Raw genomic sequence first — 19,094 nt, 5'->3', positions numbered from 1 at the left:
GCTAATGCCGGTCTCCGCAAACAATGTTCTGTGCCCCTGCGGCGGTCGCAAAGAGGCACAGCCGCCCTCACAGCGCGATTCCCGTGGTGGCTGTCACGCGACCGTAGACCACGAGGATGCCGCCGATTGCGGAGATGATCGCCTCGACATGGCCGACGGTCTAAGCTGCATCACCTGCCGTAACGGTGACGCCCGGCAGGCTCGGCACCTGCGGTGCCACGGCGATCGCGGCGCTCCAGATCGTCCTGGAGGCGAGAAACGATTTCACTTGAGCATTCATGGTCAGATCCTTTCAGCGGCCACGCCGCGCGGAGGCGCCCGCAGCGCAGCTGTGATGAGATCCCCGACGATGCCGTCGGCGGGGCCGCAGTGGAACTGGTGCGCTGTCAGCCGGGACTGCAGCCATGTGGTGAAGGTCATTGTCCGCTCCAAGGAAAAGCCCCGCGCGATGACGGGGCGGGGTTCCGGTCACTTGTTGTTTCGGCCGGAATGTTCCACCTGACTTGAAGTCGCCCCCTCACCTGGCCGCGCCCGAAAGGCCGCAGGCAGGGCGAAGGGCACGGTCTGGACCGAACTCGGGCACCTGCTGAACCCTATGCGCTTTGCTGAGGACGCGCGCGCCATTGACCGCGCGCCGAAAACCCGGCGTCCGGAAAAACCGCAGACGGACAAGCGCATCCTGAACCGCTGCGAGGCCCGGGCACTGATCGACGGGGCGCACGGCCCGCACGTCAGGCTCGCTCTGGTGCTGCTGCTCGGGACCGCCGGACGCCTTGGCGCCGTTCTGGATCTGACGTGGGACCGCATGAACTTTGACCCGGGCACGACCAACCTGCGCATTGACGACGCCGTGACGCGCGATCCTGCCGATGAACAATGCCACCCGGCCCGCGTTTCTGGCGGCATATGAGGCCGCGTTGTCCGATCACGTTGTCGAATGTGCCGGGAGCCGGGTCGCGTCGATCCGGACCGGGTTTACCGCCGCCGTGCGCCGCACCGGCATCGGGCATGTGCGCATCCATGATCTGCGCCACCCAGCAGCCGTTACGATGCTTTCGATGGGAATGCTGCTTGAGAAAGTCAGCCAGGTGCTGGGTCACTCCAACACCGCTGTGACGTTCTCGACTTATGCCCGCTACCCGCCGCGGCACATGCAGGACGCGGTTGATGTACTTGATTTTGCAACGCTGAAAAGGGGAGCTTAGGTTCGATGAACCCCTGTGCACTTCGCAATTTCCGCCCAGGTGCCTGAAAAATGGTGGGTGATAACGGGCTCGAACCGCTGACATCTTCGGTGTAAACGAGGCTACACAGGCCCTATTGCATTGAAATACATCAGAATGTGTTTCCCAGGGGTACGGCGGAACATACCGGACAAATCCTGAACAAATCGGGAATTTGGGAACCGTTAATCCACCCTCGCCCCATTCAGCGCATTGGCCCCCGGCGACCAGATCAGCCGCATGTCGATGGCCCCGCGAACGCCGCATAAAGAGCAACGCGCACGCGCCAGAATCTTAGCGCGGACAGCCCCTGACGGCGAACGCCAGGGGATCTCATCCGAGTGGCCGGAGCTGCAAGCGAGGTGGAGATAGTGCATGGCGCGGATGTAGCGCCGGGGCAGGCCTGAGGGAAACGGTTAACTGGAGGGTCCGAGGAGCGCAGTAAACGGACCTTGCAAACTTGCGAACCGTGGTCGCCTTTGATGACGCGACCGGCCCAAAGCGGACCCTTGTGAATAATGAAGCGAAGGTCGGGTATGAACCAGAGGCAGACATTCGCCACGGCTGTTTTCCCTGCTCCAAGGTCAATAGCATCTTGGAGAAAAGTGCACAGCAGTTTTGGGTTTTCAGTTGCCCGAGCGTGGTGACAAAGCGCCGCTGACCCGTTGGGTCTCTATCTCTCACCTGCCAAGTTTCGCTCAGAAAGCGACGGACCGGCTGAAGCCACGATTTTAGGAAATAAACAGGCCTGTTTAACGCCTACAAACAGCTGCGAGGAAGCACCTTTCACCTCGCCCGAAAATCAGTCCCGCCTTATAGGCATCTGACGCCAGAAATTCTCTGCGGGATGCGCTCGTGACGCGCCGAGAGCACATCAACCCATACAAAATCTCACTAACATATACGAATGCACACCGCGTTAACCGGCTTGGCGAATGCTATGGGTTGCAAAGGTTTTGTGCGATTGGGGTAGGTATGTTGAAAGCGATACATTTGGCCATTGTTTGGGTTATGGCCGTCTTCATGTTGGCGATGTCGGCCAAGGGGGCCGCTGCGCTGACGCCGGGCGATATCTCGTTCCAGTTCACCACCGGCAATGTGGCCACCGGCAACCAGAAGATGATCGTCGATAGCAACAACTGCGACGGTGGTGATGGCCCGCGTGCTGCCTATATCGGCGGGATCGTGACCAATACCTCGCTCACGACGATTTCGGGATTGCAGGCGACGGTCAGCGGGCTGGACACGCTGGCGGGGTTTGATTTCACTGGCGGGCAGGCCCCGGTTCAGACCATCGGCAGCCTTCAGCCCGGCGCGTCGCAGGCAGTCTACTGGTTTGTCACCTATCCCTGCACGGTCGATCTGACAGACGCAATCAGCTTTGATTTCAACGACACCGCCATCGGAACGGTCAGCAGCGCCGCCAGTCTGACCACGCTGTCCTCGATTGCGGCCAGCGCAGGCGGGCTGGTCAATATCACGACGATTTCGGCGGGCAACGTGATCGGCAACTCGGTGTTTTTCGACGTGCAGTACCAGTTCGGCAATGCCGCGCCGGATGACGAATACTTCCTGCAACTGGCAGGCAACACCGATTTCGACGCAGAATGCTTTCGCCTCAAATCGGTCGAGATCATATCATCCGGGGTGGATGCAATTCCCGCCGGAACAATTGATCAGTTCTATTTTCAGGCACCGGGACGGCAGGGCGGCAGTGGCCACCTTCTGGATGTCAAATACGAGCTGATCTATATGTGTTCGGGCGCGTCGACGACGGCCCAGCCCTATTCGGCCCAGACCAGTGGCAACAATCTCAAATACACTGGCAACTTTGACAGCCAGCCGCCAGTGACGTTCTTGCCGGGGATCAATCCGCTGACGGTCGAGAAAACTTCATCTGCGTTGATCCTGCCAGCAGAGGGTGGGGCGACGACCTTTACCGTGACGTTTAGCAATTCCTCGACCACCGATACCCTGTTGAACCGGATCGAAGATACACTGCCTGACGGCATGGTCTTTGCCACGACCGATCTGACCAGCGAGGTCACTGAAAGCAACTCTTCTGCGGTGCCTGCCACGGGCGCGACCGGCACGGTGGTCTGGGAATCCCAGCCTGACGTCACTTGGGTTGTTCCGGCGAACGGCACGCTTGTGCTGCGCTACAACGTGTCGCTCGGTGCCGGCGACAAGGTTTACAGCAACAGCGTTGTCGGGATCATCGGCAATGAAACCGTTGGCCCTGCGACCGCCTCGGTCGTTGTCGGCACGCCGGTCGTGACACAGATTGTCGCCGAGGACGATGATTTCGCAGCGAGCCCGTTGGATGGTGTCGTTGGCGGATTGTCCGGCGATGCGTTCGCCAATGACACAATCGCGCTGGTCCCGGTCGATGCGGCCAATGTGACCGCGACCGTTTTGACTGTGGCAACACCAAATAATCCCGGCGACCCCGTTCCGTTCCTTGAGACCAGCGGCCCAGATGAAGGTCGTGTCACGGTGCCTGCTTCGACACCCGCCGGCATCTACCGGATAACCTATGAAGTTTGCGAAGACGCCAACCCCGGAAATTGCGATCAGGCCCAGATTATTGTCGGTGTCCTGAACGGGATTGGTGTGGATTATGGGGATGCGCCTATCAGCTACGGTGCGCCGCTACACAACGTGCCGACCGTGCCTTCGGTCTATTTGGGCGCGGTTGCTCCAGATATTGAGGCTGCACCGGCATCTGGAGCAGGAGCCCTGGGCGATGACAGTGCGAATCAGGACGATGAAGATGGTATTGTTCTGCCGGTCCTGACGCAGGGTGTCAGCACGACGCTTTCGGTTGATGTGGTTGGTGATGGTTTTCTTCAGGCGTGGCTTGACTACAACGGCGATGGGGCCTTCGAAGATGCCCTCGGCGAACGGATTGCAACAGATCTGCGCGATGACGGCACCGGCGATGACGCTGTTGCAGGCGATGGTGTCATTCAATTCAATGTTTTCGTTCCGGTGGACGCGACCACAGCATTGACCTATGCGCGGTTCCGTTATTCCACCCAGTCAGGCTTGCTGTTTTCAGACTACGCCGCAGATGGCGAGGTCGAAGACTACTCTTTGGTGATCGCTGCGGCAGATCTTGTTGACCGCGGCGACGCGCCAGCCAGTTACGGCGACCCGCGTCACGCAGTCGTGGCCTCGATCTATCTGGGTGCCGGGCTGCCAGACTCCGATATTATCACGATCCACAGCGCCAATGCGGATGGCGATGACCTCAGCGCTTCAGACGATGAAGATGCTGTCGCGGCGTTCCCACCGTTCACGGCAGGCAGCACATCGTCGTTGACCGTGACGACGCACGAAACGTTGAGCGACACCAACGCCCTTTTGGCACCGGCCTTGCGGCAACCCGGCATTACCAATCTACAGGTCTGGATTGATTTCGACGGTGACGGTGTTTTCTCAACCGAGGAACACGTCGCTATCAACTATCGTGACGGCGGTACGGGCGATACCGATGGCGTTTTCAACGACTCCATCACACTTGATATTCCCGTGCCCGCAAGCGCCATCAATGGCGACACATTCGCCCGACTTCGCTGGTCGACAAGCAGCGCGCTGGCCTCTGATCCCTTCGATGGGTTCAATGCCGACGGCGAAGTCGAGGATTACAAGGTGACAATCGTCAACCCCGACGCGCCTGTCGCCGATCTGTCCATCACCAAGGCTGTGCGGAGCGCCGCAACCGGCCTGCCAATCACGACTGCGCAGCCTGGTGATGCCATCGACTTTGTAATCAGTGTTTCCAACGCGGGTCCTGCTTCACCCACGGGTGTTAAAGTCAGCGAATTGATCCCTGACGGATACGAGTTTGTGTCCGATGATGCTGCGGCCAATGGCGATACCTATGATGCTGGAACGGGTCTTTGGGATTTAGGTCAGGTGTTGGCTGGCGAGACTGAAACGCTGATCATTCGTGTCACGATGGGCGACACCGGAAACACAACGAACATTGCTGAAATCATCGCAAGCTCTTTGCCTGATCCAGACAGTGACCCCGATGTCGGCCCTCTGACCGATGACTTGTCTGACGGCATTGCCGACGATGACGAGGCCAGCGTGGCGGTGACCCGCGATACCAGCGCCACGATCACTCTGCAGGGACAGGTGATCAACGATAACGGCGCGGGCGGGGGAACGGCCCACGACGGGCTTTACAACGGCACAGAGCAGCGTCTCGGAGGGCGCACGGTTGAACTGCGCGCCGCTGACACGACGCTGATCGCCACCGCCAGCACGCTTTCGGACGGCTCGTATTCCTTTACTGTGGACAACAGCCATGCCGGGACCGCTCTGACCCTTTCGCTGGCCGAGATCGCGCCGACGGAACGTCACATCTCTTCCAACCCTGGCCCGTTCACGGACGCTGACAGGCAGGACGGCAGCCTCACCTTTACTCCAGCAGTAAACACAAGTTACGCCGAGCTGAATTTCGGGGTCGTCGACGACCCGACCCTAACCTCCGACCGGCAAGTCGTGGTTCAAAGCGGCGGCCGCATCGACATTGGTCACCGCTTTATCGCGACGTCCGACATAAGCACTGATTTTGCCGTGGCGAACATCGCCGAAAGCACGCCGGGGATCACCAGCATCTCCCTGTGGCGCGACTTCGGATGTGATTTCGGCATTTCGCCGGGCGACACCGCGATCGACGCGCCCATCTCCAGCCTCGCGGATGACGAGGTGTGCATCGTCGCCTCTGTCCAGACGTCCAACGCCAGCCCGGCGGGGACTGCCGTCAGTTTCGACCTGACGGCCAATGCCACATTCACCGGCACGACAGAGAGCGTCGTGATCTCGAATACCGATCTCGTGACCATCAACGGCGCAAACGCCGTGGAACTTGAGAAACAGGTTTGCAATGCTTCGCAGGGCGCCTGCGACCTCACCACAGGCACCGGTTTTTCAACCCGGAACTCTGGCGAAGCAGGCGATGTTCTGATTTATCGGATCAGCTTTCTCAACTCTGGCAATGCGCCGATATCAGCGATCTCGATTGGCGACACGACTCCCGCCTATACAAGCCTCACCGCGAACGCGCCGGATGTCGTGGATACCCCGGCTAATTTTCTCTGCAATCTCACTACCACCCCTACGTCGAGTGGCTATCAAGGCAGTTTACAATGGCAATGCAGTGGATCTCTGCTGCCTCAAGAAAACGGTACGGTTTATTTCGAGGTCACAATACAGAGTTAACGCGATAAAATTGAGCCTGTTCGGGCGAGCTGCTTCAGAAATGGATGATGCGGTCTTCCATTAACCCGATACCCCCTTCTTGCCCCACCAGGCCGAACCGCCCACTACGGTCGCGCATTGCGGGTGGCCTCCGGGCGGCGAACTTAAAGAAATCTATCACTGTGACGGATTGAAGCTCGACACTGAGGGCTTGCGTTGAAACGCCGAGATTTCCACACCGAGGCCAAAGTCTGTGGCATGTTTCATCCTGGGTAATCCTCCCGTTTTTAACGGGACGAGGTCGTAGAACTTACGCAGCCATTTTCAGTTTCATTGCGGGTGTGATGCCGCCGATGCCCATGTTCGGTCGGTCATTGTTGTAAGTCCAGAGCCACTGTGTGGCAAAGTGTTGGGCCTCCTCGATGCTGTTGATGATGTATTGGTTCAGCCATTCGTGCCTGACCGTGCGATTGTAGCGCTCGATGTAGGCGTTCTGTTGCGGCTGGCCCGGCTGGATGTGCGCGAGGGCGATGCCGTGTTTCTCAGCCCATTCCAGCAGCGCATGGCTAATGTATTCAGGGCCGTTATCCACGCGGATGGTCCTGGGCTTGCCGCGCCATTCGATGATGTTGTTGAGGCTCCGGATGACCCGCTCGGCGGGCAGGGAAAAGTCCACCTCGATCCCCAGACCTTCCCGGTTGAAGTCATCCAGGACGTTCAGCAGCCGGAAGGCACGACCGTCAGCCAGTCGATCTGCCATGAAATCCATCGACCAGGTCACATTCGGCCTCTCGGGCACAGCCAGAGCGTCCGGCACCTCCCGCTTCAGCCTTTTGCGCGGCTTGATCCGCAGGTTCAGTTCCAAGGCGCAGTAGATGCGATAGACACGTTTGTGATTCCACGGGTGCCCTTTGACGTTGCGCAGATGCAGAAAACACAGCCCAAATCCCCACGTCTTGCGGGCGTCGGTCAGGCCGACCAGCAGGTCAGCGATCAGCTCGTTCTCGTCGCTGAGCAACGGGCTGTAGCGATAGCACGTCTCGCTCACCCCGAACGCCCGACAGGCGAGTGCGATGCTGACCCCTCGATGTTCCACGGCCTTGGCGGCCATCTCGCGACGCTGAGACGGCCGATCTACTTTTTTCCAAGAGCTTCCTTCAGCAGATCGGCCTGCATGCTCAGGTCCGCAAACATGCGCTTCAATCGCCTGTTCTCGTCCTCCAAGCTCTTCATCTGGCTGATCATGGACGCATCCAAACCGCCATACTTTGCCCGCCATTTGTAGAAGGACGCTGAGCTCATGCCGTGCTCGCGGCACAGTTCAGCCACCGGCACACCGCCCTCGGCCTGGCGTAGGATCGCAAGGATCTGGGGTTCGCTAAATCTCGTCATCTTCATCAGATTCTCCTCAGTCATCTTGCTGAGAAAATTCTACGTCCGCATCACCTTAGTTTTGGGGAGGATTACCAACACGCCGAAGAGAAAACCGTCATGATCGATGCGACCTACCTCAAAGCCCACCGAACAGCGTCCAGCCTGGGCGTGAAAAAGGGGGGCGTGGACGCCTGATTGGTCGAACGAAGGGCGGCATGAATACCAAGCTGCACGCCATCTGCGATAGCCAGGGGCGCCCGCTCAACCTGTTCGTGACCGCCGGAGAAGTCAGTGACTACATCGGCGCGCGGGCTCTGCTGGGCAGCCTGCCGAATGTGGAATGGCTTCTCGGCGACCGCGGCTATGATGCCGATTGGTTTAGGGAAGCATTGAAAGACAAAGGGATACGTGCCTGTATCCCTGGCCGCAAACAGCGCAAGACGGCTGTGCGCCATGACAAGCGGAGATACAAGCGGCGCAACCGCATCGAGATCATGTTCGGCCGGCTCAAGGACTGGAGGCGCGTGGCGACCCGACACGATAGATGCCCAAAGGTCTTCCTCTCGGCCATCGCGCTCGCGGCAACCGTCATCTATTGGTTATGAATCCTGACCCTAGACCGAGACGGTGCGTTCGTTCCGTTCGACCACAAATCGCTTTTCACGGCCATGATGACGAAACTCGACACATTCGAGCATGACATTTTGCATGCGGAAGATTCTCCAGTCGACACGCTTCGACCTCTAGATCAGGAAACGGCACTGCGTCGCTCAATAGCTTTCTGGCTTCGCAAAGCAGATCACGGCGTTTTTGATTTCACACAAGAAGCTGTTGTAGTCGATGAGAACCGAACAGATATCCGGTTTCACCCGAGGGCTATGCCCGGGTATGCGACAGTCGAATTGAAAAGAGAGACATGGAGCGTTCGCGAGTTAGAGCATGCTCTAAGCGACCAGCTAGTCGGTCAATACCTGCAACATGACAATTGTCGTGCCGGGTGTCTCCTAATTTGCCAAGCTAAAGCGAAACGATGGCGGCACCCCGATACAAATGCGTGGATGTCGTTGAAAGATGTAGTCGAACATTTGGAAACGATGGCAAGACAGGTGATGGCAGCACGCCCAGAGTTACATGTTGCTGTGAAGGGGATTGACTACTCTTGAGCCTGAGAAGCTTCGATCCACGAATAGCGTATGGGATCAATTCACCTAGAATCTGATCGACTGTTGACTAATGATCAAGCCTTGGAGCCGGACGCCGCCAAAGTCCGGTACTTCTTCGACGCCCTCGAGGCACGCGGATGCAGCGAAGGTCCGCTTCCCGCCCTCATGTCCTGGGCTCGGCTCAATGCTGCGCCACGCACCAATGGTCACAGAAGGGCTGGCTGCGGCCCACTGCGGCGATCACCGATTCGGTTTTGGGCGGATGACCTCGTGCTGCACTGCCGCAAGTCGGCTCCGAGTCCACAACGGACGGACAGTCTTGCATGGATGCTATAGGAGCAGTCGGCGGCTCCCAGCCCATCCACGACATTCGTTCCTGGTGCAGCGACGTCGATGCTGCATGTGCGAGATCCCGAGGGCAACTTCCCGGAAGCTGACGCTCGAGCAGCTGATGCTGCATTCCTCGATGCTGCAGACCACTCGACAGGCAGCGATGCGCAGAAAGCACCTTTTGCAGAATCCTGCAAATTACACCTGGTTGTCGCCTTGAGTCTGGCGGAACGCCGCAGCGCAGCATTCGCATTGCTGCCGTTCATGCGTCGTGCAACATTTCTGAAGGCCGAAGAACTGCAGTGCGGGACGAAGTGTGAATTCGCTGCCGTTGCGCCAGTGGCTGCTTTGGAAGGTCTGAGAGGGACTATTCAAGCCCGCATGCGTTCGAACCTGGGATCATAGGGTGAAGGTTCGATAATATGCGCAGCGATGTGTTCGCCGCACAGGTCCAGCTGCAGCGTTGATCCGACAGCGGCAAAATCGGGTTTCACAAAGGCATAAGCAAGGTTCATTCCGACGCGGTGGCCGTAGTCGCCGGACGTGATGGTGCCAACCACTGTGTTGCCTTGCACGAGTGACGCGCCCGGGTGTGCCGGGGCGTGGTCAGTCTCGATCCTTAGCGTGACCAGCTTGCTTTGCGGTCCGGCAGCCTGCCGTTTCAGGAGTGCCGCTTTGCCGATGAAATCCTGTGTTTCAAGTTTCACAAATCGGGAAAGGCCCGTCTCGAACGGGTCGAATTCGGTAATCAGGTCGGCTTTCCAGTGCAGAAACCCTTTCTCCATCCGCATGGAGTCGATGGCCCGCGCGCCGAAGAGTTTTAGGCCATGCGCCCGCCCGGCCTCGCGCAAAGCAAGATAGGCTGCATAGAGCGATGCGTTTGGCAAGTGGATTTCATATGCCAATTCCCCCGAAAAGCTGACGCCCATCACCACGGCGCGTGCGAACCCGACAAAACATTCGCGAACGGAAAGCCATGGGAATGCCGCCCTTGACCAGTCGCCGCGCACGCACTCGGAGAGCACGGCGCGCGCCTTTGGCCCAGCCAGCACCAATATCGTGTGATCATTGGTGAAGCTACGAAGCTGCACATCTTCCCCCGGATCCAGATGCGCCCTAAGCCAATCCATGTCATGGTACTCCGAGGCGGCGGCCGATCCGTACCAAACCCGATCCGGCCCGCGATCCGATGCGGATAGGTTAGCCACGGTCGCCTCTGCTTTTACGCATCCATGATGGTTCAGTAGATACCCCAGCCCGACGCGGCCGTCGCGATTGGTAACGGTCCCGCAAATCATGCGATCAAGGAACGCGTGACGATCCTTCCCGGTGATCTCGATGCGGTTGAAACCGTTCACCTCCGCCATACCCACGTTCTCTGCAACATTGGCGACCTCCGCGGCGACCACATCGAAGGCTTCGTCGAAATCGAAGCTGAGCGACGGGTGAAATTCGGGAGAAGGCTTGATGTAATCAACACGCTCCCACCCGTTCACAACGGTGAATTCCGCGCCCTCGGCTGCCAGAACAGGCGTCAGGGGCGTTGTCTTGGCATTCCGTCCTGCAAGGCGGCGTTCGTGCGGGAAATGAAATCGGAATTCGTTCTGGTAATCCTCAATCGCCTTGCGCGCGGTCAATTCTACGGTTGCATGGCCGGTAAACCGGCGCGGGTCGATCACCCAAGTGTCATAGCACGCCTCGCCATGCACGATCTGCTGCGCCAGAAGCCAGCCATGACCGCCGCCTTCACCCAGCCCGGCCCTCAAGCCGATGATACAGAACGCGTTGCGTTTTCCCGGAATTGGGCCGACCAGAGGCGCACCGTCTATGGTGTAGGTGATCGGGCCGTTCACGACCCGTTTGATCCCGACCTCCGCCAGGACGGGCATCCGCTCGAAAGCGCCCTCGAGAACGTCCATCACGCGGTCGAGATCGTCAGGGCACAGGTCGTTCGAAAAGCTCGGGCTGATCCCGTCCATTCCCCACGTCTTGCAGTCCTGTTCGTAGAAGCCGACCAGAAGGCCGCCCTTTTCCTGACGGGAGTAGTAGTCGGATATAGGACAGCGCAGGAGAGGCATACGATGCCCGGCCTCTGCGATGGCGGGAATATCTTCGGTTACAAAATACTGATGTTCCATCGACGCGACGGGATGCTGCACGCCCATCATCGCCCCGATCTCGTTCACGCGGTATCCGCCTGCATTGACCACGATGTCACAATCGATATCACCATGCTGTGTATGCACGGTCCAGGTATCGTCCTTGTGCTGGGTCAGCCCGGTTACGGGGGTGTTGCGGTAGACCTTTGCCCCGGCCTTGCGGGCATGAAAGGCAAGCGCCTGGCAGAGCTGGGCTGGATCGATATCACCGTCCTCGCCATCCCAAAGTCCACCGAGGAGGTTCCCGGTGGAAATGAGCGGGTGGCGGCGCGCACATTCCGCGGCGTCGATCACCTCGTATTCCACGCCCATGCCCCGCGCCATCGACGCGAAATGCCGATATCCCTGCATCTGCTCTTCGGTGTTGGCCAGGCGAATGCCGCCATCGCCGTGATGATAGCCAACGGGATACTCCGGATCGTCCCGAAGCTTCTTGTAAAGGTCGATGGAGTGGGACTTGAGGCCCACCATCGTCTGCGTCATGCCGAAATTCGTGACCTGCGCCGCCGAATGCCATGTGGTGCCGGACGTCAGTTCATCCCGTTCGACCAAGACCACGTCGGACCATCCCTCCTGCGTGAGGTGATACAGGGTCGAGCAGCCCGCGATGCCGCCACCGATGACGACGACTTTGGTCCTGGACTTCATGCTGCGCTCCTTGATCCCTTGCCGCGATCACCCTGACAAATGCATTATCCTTTGAAAATTCTTTTTAAATATGGTATTACCTCAGAAATTCCGAGGTTTGACCGTGACACTTTCTCTCCGAGCCATGCGCTACGTACAGGCCGCCTTGAAACATGGCAGCATCACGGGCGCGGCTGGGGCCACGCACGTCACACCATCCGCTATCGCGGCTGCATTGGATCAGGCGGAAGCCGCATTCGGTATGGCGCTTGTCACGCGCGCCCGGGCCAAGGGCATCTTTCCGACCGCCGCAGGCCGAGATGTCGGACGGCGTATTGATGATCTGCTGGAACGCTACGATGGATTGCTCACGAGCGTTTCCGATCTTCAATCGAACCTCTCAGGTAATCTGATCATCGGATACAACGCGCCGATCGCTCCGGCGTTTCTACCGATGCTTGCCGCGCAGATGCTGGAGGCCAATCCCGGCGTGACGTTTACGCTGACCGAAGGCGACAACAACTCTGTCCAGACTGGTTTGATGGATGGGCAATTCGATGTGATCCTGTTTGTCGAAGAACTGCCCAATCCGCAAATCGAGACGCAACCGCTTATCCATGCGCCCACCTATTGCCTGTGTCCCATGGACCATGCGCTTGCCCAGCATGAGACGGTAAGCGTTTCCCAAATCGTCGTCGAACCGCTGATACTGTTGGATCGACCGGCTGCACGTGGGTATTACTTGGATCTGCTCGAACAGAACGGCGGAGACCTGCGCATCGTGGCAACCGCCAATTCAACTGAAATGGTCCGGTCGCTCGTCGCCTCGAAAATCGGGATTTCCCTGCTGAACATGAAACCACGGGATCTGCCGACTTACGCAGGACAAGACATACGCTGCCTACCGATCCGGGACAGCAACAGCGGCGTCACACTCTCACTGGGTTTTGCACCAGGGCCGAAACGAAAACTGGTCCAGACGTTCGTCGAAAGCTGCGTCACATTTTTTGAGGGCCCGTCGGGCGCGAACTTGACTGTTTCCGTGGCTTGATGCGCAGCAAAAACGCTGCACCGTGGTTCTCAGGAAGACGGCATCGCGGACATTTGTTCATCGCGCAGCATTCGGTACTTCGGGCTCAATGCCGCCTTACGGCACCGCGGCGCGCTAATCGGCGGCCTAGATTGCTGTCGGCACTACTGCAGATGACCGCAGGCAGCCCTTTCGCGACATTCATGCCTGGCGCAGCGCCCTCTCTGCTGCAGGAGCGAGATTCCGAAGCCAGTTTCCCGAAAGCCGGCGCTCGGCAAGGCGATGCTGCATACTTTGATTCTGCGGGGCGCACCGACGGCGACTATGCGCAGGGAGACGCCTAGGCATGTTCAGTTTGGCGAAGGGTTCCACCTCCTCCGCCGCACGCATCGTTTCGTCGAGCCCCTTTGCCTGTACTATTGTGCGATCATAAGCGGCTTACCTGCCTCGCCAAATTGAAAGACCACGAACTTCGCACGGTCGGATGTGCTGAAATTTGAACCGACCATTCCAAGGTCCGGCAATTCGTAGAATGCTTCGCCGACCGAATATACGACGGGGTCCGAGCCGTCGACGTCCAACTGCAGCGACCCTTCCAATATGTAGACAAACAAATGGCCCGGATGGATGTGGTGATCCGTTTTCCACCCAGGATCGACGTCAAACATCAGGATCTTGGCCTCTGTGTTCGGCATGCCCTGGATCGGGATGGTCAGCACCGGCGTGAGCGTGGTCTCCGCCAAAGCAGTTGAAAGGGGGATGGCGCACAGTGCGACAGCGGCGACGAAAGTTTCGTAAGCACGTTTACTCATGGTTGGCTCCCCGAAGAAAATGCGCAGGCCATATCTGCCCTGTGCTATGTGTTGCCAGTATTCCTCAGAGGCCGTGAGATGTCAGGAAATCCACCCGAAAAGAATCTGAAAAATTCTGAAATCATTTCATTCGGGGACTTCTGGTTCGACACCGCGACTCTGGCGCTTTTCAACATTGACTGGCAGCCAGTTCCGCTGCGCCATCAGTCGGCACTGGTGTTGGGCGAGCTTGCAAAAACACCGGGCGAGGTTGTCTCGAAGGACAATCTGGTCCGCACGGTCTGGGGCAAGACTTTTGTTAGCGACGACAGCCTTGTGCAATGCATCAAGGGCATCAGAAAGGCGATACGCGATTCAGACCGGAAAATCATCCGGACAGTTTCCAGAACGGGATACCGCCTCGACATCAACCAGCCCGCTCCTGCCACTAGCCTGAAGCCAGGCATCCTGATCGACAAAATTCAATGCGCGGGCAATTCGCAGTTAGGCCGGGAATTCGCGGAAGACTTCCGCAATAAACTGGTGCTGGTCACCGCGCCGCGCTCCGGTGTGCGAATATTCACGATGGACAGCACTCCATCGTCGGCCGATTATGTTGTTCAGGGTCGCGCGAGTGTGTCCGGCGATCGCATCAAACTCTTCCTCTCACTCTTCGAAGTGAAGTCGCGCGGGCATTTCTATGCAGAGTCTTTCGATTTCGACCTTTCGGAAACCCATCGGCTTGCAGAGAAAGTGGCCCGAAAAATCGCTAGCGTACTGCGCATCAGCGTTATCACCCATGACGGTGAAAGATTTGCAGATATTCCCGACGATCGACTGGATCTCCAGCAGTTGTTGGCCAAATCGCATTTTTTCTACAGCCGCGTCACAGTCCAGGATACCATGATCGCCCGCGCCACCATTCAGGCCGCTGTCAAGATGTCTCCGGGCAATCCCAAGGCGCTGGCACTGCTTGCACATTCGGCAACACAGATGCATCCGTTGATCCGGATTGTTCCCAGCAATAGCGAAACCGACTGGGCAATGTCGCTGGCCGACAAGGCGGTCGCTGTTGGCCCGTCTTCCAGTTTTGCATTTCGCACGCGCGCCAACCTGCGGCTTTGGCTGCGCGGGGATCACGCCGGGTGTCGCGCCGATTGCGCCCGTGCCCTGGCAATCAATTCGAATTTCTACCTTGCACATCTGACACTCGCCACAAGCGATATCCTGGCAGGAGAGCACATTGCCGGAATTGAGCGGATGCATTCCTTCGTTTGCCTGACGACAATCGACCCTCAGTTCCCATATTTTCAATCGCTGATCGGATTGGCCTGGACCCTGGCCGGCAATGCCGACGCCGCAATTCAGTATTCCAAAGAAGCCCATGAGAGGTCACCAAAGTCCTCATGGCACGCGATGGTCTACGCTGTTGCAGCTTCGGCCAATCCGTCGATCATCAGAACTGAAAATTTCCGGGACATGATCAAGAATCTGGAGTTGCCGTTTGGGCATTTCAGGTCAATGCCATTTTCTGACGTACGAGAGGTTGAAGCGTTGGAAGCCAGACTAAGGGCCGCAGGTGTCGAGGAACAGTCGTTCTAGCGCGATCACGGTTCGCAACTTTGCAGCGACTGCTTTCTGCGCGTTGTTGGCGGTCGAACAGCCTATAGCATCTTCGAGCGCCTCAGCAGCGCTGCGGGAGTCCGCTTAAGGGAAACTTCCTGCAGGATTGCGCAACTGCAGCACAGCGGTTGATGTGCTAGGCGCGAAAGGCAAGATAGGGCTGGTTGTAGCCGCATGACGCGCTCACGGAGGCGGTTTTGGACGGCTGACCTCATGCTGCGCTGCCGCAAGTCATCTTCGAGCCCATCTTGACCGATGCTGCGCGCTGCACCAACGCCCGCATTCGAGAAAATTCATACCTTCATCAATGCAACGCCTCCTGCAATCGCTAAGGCCGACAACCAACGCCACCCGCTCACCGGCTCCCGCAGGATGAATGCTGCGATCGGGACGGCAAAGAGGATGCTCGACTCTCGCAGCGCCGCGACCAGCGCAATCGGAGCCTGTGTGAACGCCCACACCGCGATCCAGTATGAGCCGAGCGACATAGCTCCAGCTGCGATCCCGGTCTTCCATGCGGGTATGATAGCTGGAAGAGCCGAACGTCCCCGCGTCCAAAGGGCATATGCAATCATGCCAATCGCATCACCGATCACCATCCAGAGGATAAAACCCGATGATGTGCCCGCGATCCGCGCGCCGATTCCGTCCACCAGCGTGTAGCTGGCCGTGAACCCTGCCGTTCCCATGGCGTAGAAGAGCGCCTTTCCCCGCATTCGGCCATCGGCTGACCCGCGCGCCGCCATGACAAGTATACCGGCGGAAATGCAAAGGATGGCGAGGAGAGAAACCGGATCGAGCGACACACCTAGGAAAATGACCGATACCAGCGTCACGATCAGAGGGGCGGTGCCTCTCGCCAAAGGGTAGGCTTGGCTGAGGTCGGCATGGGCGTAGGCATGAACGAGAAAAACCTTGTATCCCGTATGCAGCACGGCAGCTGCTACGATCCAGGACCACGCCTCCGTCGCCGGTCTGGGCACGAACGGCAAGATAGGGATCGCAATCAATGCCTGAACAAGGGCCAGCAGCAGAACCGTCGAAACCCGGTCCAGCCCGAGCTTGACGACCGAGTTCCAGCCCGCGTGCAGGAACGCGGCAACCAGCACGGCTGCGAAGACGTGGTTCTCCATGCGTCAGCGCCGGAACGGCTTGGCGGTCTCGATCACGCGGTCCGCTTCGCTGATCCCCACATCCCGCAGACCGTCAGCAGTCAGGCGGGACAGAGCCCGGCGCGTGACAAGGTTTCGATACCAAAGCGCCAAATGATCCCAGGTGATCGTATTCGGGATAGTGGTATCGGCGAAGCGGAAGGAGTATTCATGTGCCATAACCGTTTATAGTATTGCCGATACGTCATTAAAAACGATGTTTTCTCAACTTGTAAGTGAGATATTCGCACATGAAACGCGGAATGCTCCCCCTCAACGCCCTTCGAGGCGACGATGCGGCATGGTCAGATGAAGCTGGCAGCTGAGGAGTTGGGCGTGACCTATGGGGCCGTAAGCCGACAGGTCCGAGGGCTTGAAGAAATCCTAGGCGTGTCGCTCTTTGTTGGGCCACGCAACAGACTCACCCCGAGCCAAGCCGCGCTTGATCTTCAGCCCGCCCTTCAAGACGCTCTCGACCGTATTGAAGCTGCGGTTCTGCGGGTGCAGCGCCGAGACAAGCGGACGCTTGATTTGTCCTGTCTCAGCACATTCGCGATGCGCTGGCTCATCCCGCGCCTGTTCAATTTTCGCGAAGTCCATCCCGGCATCGACGTGCGTATGACAGCAGATGACGCGCCAGTAGACTTCGTTCGGGACCGCTTCGACGTTGCAGTTCGAGTTGGGCCAGGTCCGTGGGACGGAGCGAATGTGACTGAGTTGTTTGCGGATGAAGTCGGGCCGGTCCTCAGCCCAACTCTTCTGGAAGCTTTTGGGTCGCAGGTCAGGGAGAACCTGTCGTCTCTGCCTCTACTTCACACGCGGACCCGGCCTGCCGCGTGGGCTGAATGGTGCAGCACGACCGGAAATCCTATCCCGTCAGGTGGGCAAGAGTTTGAGCATTTTTACTTCATGCTGGAAGCCGCGACCGCTGGGCTTGGTGTCGCGATAGCGCCGGAGGTTCTTGTCCGGGATGATCTTGCGGCTGGCAGGCTTTTTGCCCCATTCGGATTTCGGCCCTCTGGCCAGCGCTACGTCGCGCTGACGCCTGATCATCCCTCCGACGAGGCTGTCGCCTTTGTCGATTGGCTTGGCTTGCAGTCGAAGTCGGATGCTTCCCTCTGCTGACCGGAGAAATTGAAAGCAGACATTAGAGCAACAGCAGCGAATTCACGCTATGTCCGCACTGCAGCCCGTCGGCCGTGCTTTGATAATGCGCCTGCGGCGAACGTCAGCTTCTTCTTTCGGCAGTGCAGCACGAAAAGTCGCCTGATCGCGTCAAAGGGCTGAGTTTGCAAACGGCGCTATCTGCGCACAGCGGTCGCGTAGGGATACAGCACGACTATCAGCGCCCTCACAGCCCGATGCCCTTGGTGGCTGTCACGCGACCGTAGACCACGAGGATGCCACCTATCGCCGAGACGATCGCCTCGATCAGCCGACGGTCTCAGCTGCATCACCCGCGGTGACGGTGACGCCCAGCAGGCTCAGCACCTGCGGGGCCACGGCGATCACGGCGCCCCAGATCGTCCTGGAGGCGAGAAACGATTTCACTTGGTTGTTCATGGGTCAGTTCCTTTCAGCGGCCACGCCGCGTGGAGGCGGCCGCAGCCGCGGAGAAGGCCAGCGCGCGGCGCCGGTCGGTAATGGGGATCAGGGGGCAGCGGATCACAGGCGCGCCGCCTGCACGTGCATCCAGTCGAAATTGCGTGACCGGCCAAGGCTCACCCAGCCTTCGTTCTCCCAGGCGGTCCAGAACGGCGCGGCGTCCTCCTGCGACAGCCGCGCCCGGGGCCGGTTCCAACTCAGCTGGTTGCGCTGCGGATCAAAGTCGATCGCGATGCCCCAGCTGTGCATCGAATAGCTGCTGCCGCCGCGCATGCGCCGGACGTTCAGCGATCCGCCGAACAGGTGCAGCCCCAGATCCCTGATCTCGCGCTCCGAATAGATCTCCGCCACCCGGTTCAGGACGGCAAGCGCACTGCCGGCCACCTGCCGGTGCAGCGTCATCCGCCGCAGAGGGTGCGAGGTGTCCCAGGCCAGCACCATGTCGAAGGGCACCTCGATCGTGGTCTGGGTCTCGCCAACCGCGCCGAAGACCTCCGGCACATCGCTCTGGCGCGGCCAGACGGCCGCCGGGTCGCTGTGCGCCCGCTCCGGCATCGGGGCCGCGAAATCGGTGGCGCTCATGCGCAGGAAGGTCACGGTCTCGGGCGTGGCGGTACCGGTGACACTCAGACCCTTTGCCGCCTGAAACGCCCGCAGCGCGGCGGTGGTGAGATCGCCAACGATGCCGTCGACGGGACCGCAGGGGAACTGGTGGGCTGTCAGCCGGGACTGCAGCCATTTGGTGAAGGTCATTGTCCGCTCCAAGGAAAAGCCCCGCGCGATGGCGGGGCGGGTGTGCAGGTC

The 19,094-nt window shown here is 59.0% G+C and carries 16 protein-coding genes and 1 pseudogene; 9 read left to right on the top strand and 8 right to left on the bottom strand.

Translation table 11 applies throughout. The annotated features are described in order from the left end of the window. Positions 1–282: 282 nt before the first annotated feature. Positions 283–420: a hypothetical protein gene (locus FOY53_RS23215; protein WP_186766665.1), complete on the bottom strand. Its 138-nt coding sequence runs from the start codon at positions 418–420 to the stop codon at positions 283–285. 175 nt (positions 421–595) lie between these two features. Between FOY53_RS23215 and FOY53_RS23785 the strand changes: the two genes are divergently transcribed. The 3 genes from FOY53_RS23785 to FOY53_RS18650 all read left to right on the top strand — a co-directional run bounded on the left by FOY53_RS23785 (position 596) and on the right by FOY53_RS18650 (position 6,458). Beyond that, complete coding sequence (locus FOY53_RS23785) at positions 596–910, top strand: site-specific integrase (RefSeq protein WP_246107468.1); 315 nt, start codon at positions 596–598, stop codon at positions 908–910. Next, the gene (locus FOY53_RS23780; protein WP_246107467.1) at positions 870–1,205 is read left to right on the top strand and encodes a tyrosine-type recombinase/integrase; all 336 of its coding nucleotides are present in this window, start codon (positions 870–872) and stop codon (positions 1,203–1,205) included. Before FOY53_RS23785 ends, FOY53_RS23780 begins: the two co-directional genes overlap by 41 nt. Before the next feature lie 1,029 nt (positions 1,206–2,234). Continuing rightward, positions 2,235–6,458, top strand: coding sequence for a GEVED domain-containing protein (locus tag FOY53_RS18650; protein WP_222435290.1), 4,224 nt, complete (start codon positions 2,235–2,237; stop codon positions 6,456–6,458). 289 nt (positions 6,459–6,747) lie between these two features. Here FOY53_RS18650 and FOY53_RS18645 read toward each other — a convergent pair. After that, positions 6,748–7,835, bottom strand: a protein-coding gene (locus FOY53_RS18645) for an IS3 family transposase (RefSeq protein WP_146591695.1) whose coding sequence is annotated in 2 segments (ribosomal slippage) — positions 6,748–7,574 and positions 7,574–7,835 — 1,089 coding nt in all. Because the reading frame shifts where the segments join, the coding sequence is not laid out codon by codon here. Positions 7,836–7,907: 72 nt separating this feature from the next. On the opposite strand from FOY53_RS18645, the pseudogene FOY53_RS18640 reads away from it, so the two are divergent. The 3 genes and pseudogenes from FOY53_RS18640 to FOY53_RS18630 form a co-directional block, all read left to right on the top strand. After that, positions 7,908–8,416, top strand: a pseudogene (locus FOY53_RS18640) (IS5 family transposase); the annotation flags it as partial. Positions 8,417–8,482: 66 nt separating this feature from the next. Continuing rightward, positions 8,483–8,974, top strand: coding sequence for a hypothetical protein (locus FOY53_RS18635; RefSeq protein WP_146591693.1), 492 nt, complete (start codon positions 8,483–8,485; stop codon positions 8,972–8,974). Positions 8,975–9,367: 393 nt separating this feature from the next. After that, positions 9,368–9,709 carry a hypothetical protein gene (locus tag FOY53_RS18630; protein ID WP_146591691.1) on the top strand — a complete coding sequence of 114 codons (342 nt, stop codon included), beginning with the start codon at positions 9,368–9,370 and terminating at the stop codon, positions 9,707–9,709. Here the strand turns inward: FOY53_RS18630 and FOY53_RS18625 are convergent. Next, entirely contained in the window at positions 9,676–12,111 is a 2,436-nt protein-coding gene (locus FOY53_RS18625; protein WP_146591689.1) for a GcvT family protein, read from the bottom strand. The genes FOY53_RS18630 and FOY53_RS18625 overlap by 34 nt on opposite strands. Positions 12,112–12,235: 124 nt before the next feature. Between FOY53_RS18625 and FOY53_RS18620 the strand changes: the two genes are divergently transcribed. After that, positions 12,236–13,141 (top strand): LysR family transcriptional regulator, encoded by a 906-nt coding sequence (locus FOY53_RS18620; protein WP_246107466.1) that lies wholly within the window; start codon positions 12,236–12,238, stop codon positions 13,139–13,141. A 395-nt stretch (positions 13,142–13,536) separates the two neighbouring features. On the opposite strand, the gene FOY53_RS18615 is transcribed toward FOY53_RS18620, so the two are convergent. After that, positions 13,537–13,932, bottom strand: a complete 396-nt coding sequence (locus FOY53_RS18615) for a cupin domain-containing protein (RefSeq protein WP_146591687.1) — start codon at positions 13,930–13,932, stop codon at positions 13,537–13,539. A 78-nt stretch (positions 13,933–14,010) separates the two neighbouring features. Between FOY53_RS18615 and FOY53_RS18610 the strand changes: the two genes are divergently transcribed. Then, positions 14,011–15,513, top strand: a complete 1,503-nt coding sequence (locus FOY53_RS18610) for a winged helix-turn-helix domain-containing protein (protein WP_146591685.1) — start codon at positions 14,011–14,013, stop codon at positions 15,511–15,513. 314 nt (positions 15,514–15,827) lie between these two features. Here FOY53_RS18610 and FOY53_RS18605 read toward each other — a convergent pair whose 3' ends face one another. Further along, complete coding sequence (locus FOY53_RS18605) at positions 15,828–16,667, bottom strand: EamA family transporter (RefSeq protein WP_146591683.1); 840 nt, start codon at positions 16,665–16,667, stop codon at positions 15,828–15,830. 3 nt (positions 16,668–16,670) lie between these two features. Next, on the bottom strand, positions 16,671–16,865 hold the full coding sequence (locus FOY53_RS18600) for a DUF1127 domain-containing protein (RefSeq protein WP_146591681.1): 195 nt from the start codon (positions 16,863–16,865) through the stop codon (positions 16,671–16,673). A 114-nt stretch (positions 16,866–16,979) separates the two neighbouring features. Here FOY53_RS18600 and FOY53_RS18595 point away from each other — a divergent pair, with 114 nt between their 5' ends. Then, positions 16,980–17,810: a LysR family transcriptional regulator gene (locus tag FOY53_RS18595; protein ID WP_146591679.1), complete on the top strand. Its 831-nt coding sequence runs from the start codon at positions 16,980–16,982 to the stop codon at positions 17,808–17,810. Positions 17,811–18,116: 306 nt separating this feature from the next. Here FOY53_RS18595 and FOY53_RS24000 read toward each other — a convergent pair whose 3' ends face one another. Beyond that, the gene (locus FOY53_RS24000; protein ID WP_281289592.1) at positions 18,117–18,248 is read right to left on the bottom strand and encodes a hypothetical protein; all 132 of its coding nucleotides are present in this window, start codon (positions 18,246–18,248) and stop codon (positions 18,117–18,119) included. Between the two features lie 102 nt (positions 18,249–18,350). Continuing rightward, positions 18,351–19,094 (bottom strand): peptidoglycan-binding protein (locus tag FOY53_RS18590; protein WP_222435289.1); only part of this gene is annotated, 744 nt, incomplete at its 5' end.

It is taken from the genome of Puniceibacterium confluentis, assembly GCF_007923445.1.
GTDB classification, from domain to species: Bacteria; Pseudomonadota; Alphaproteobacteria; order Rhodobacterales; family Rhodobacteraceae; genus Puniceibacterium; species Puniceibacterium confluentis.
This window is presented reverse-complemented; position numbering and strand designations above follow the sequence as displayed.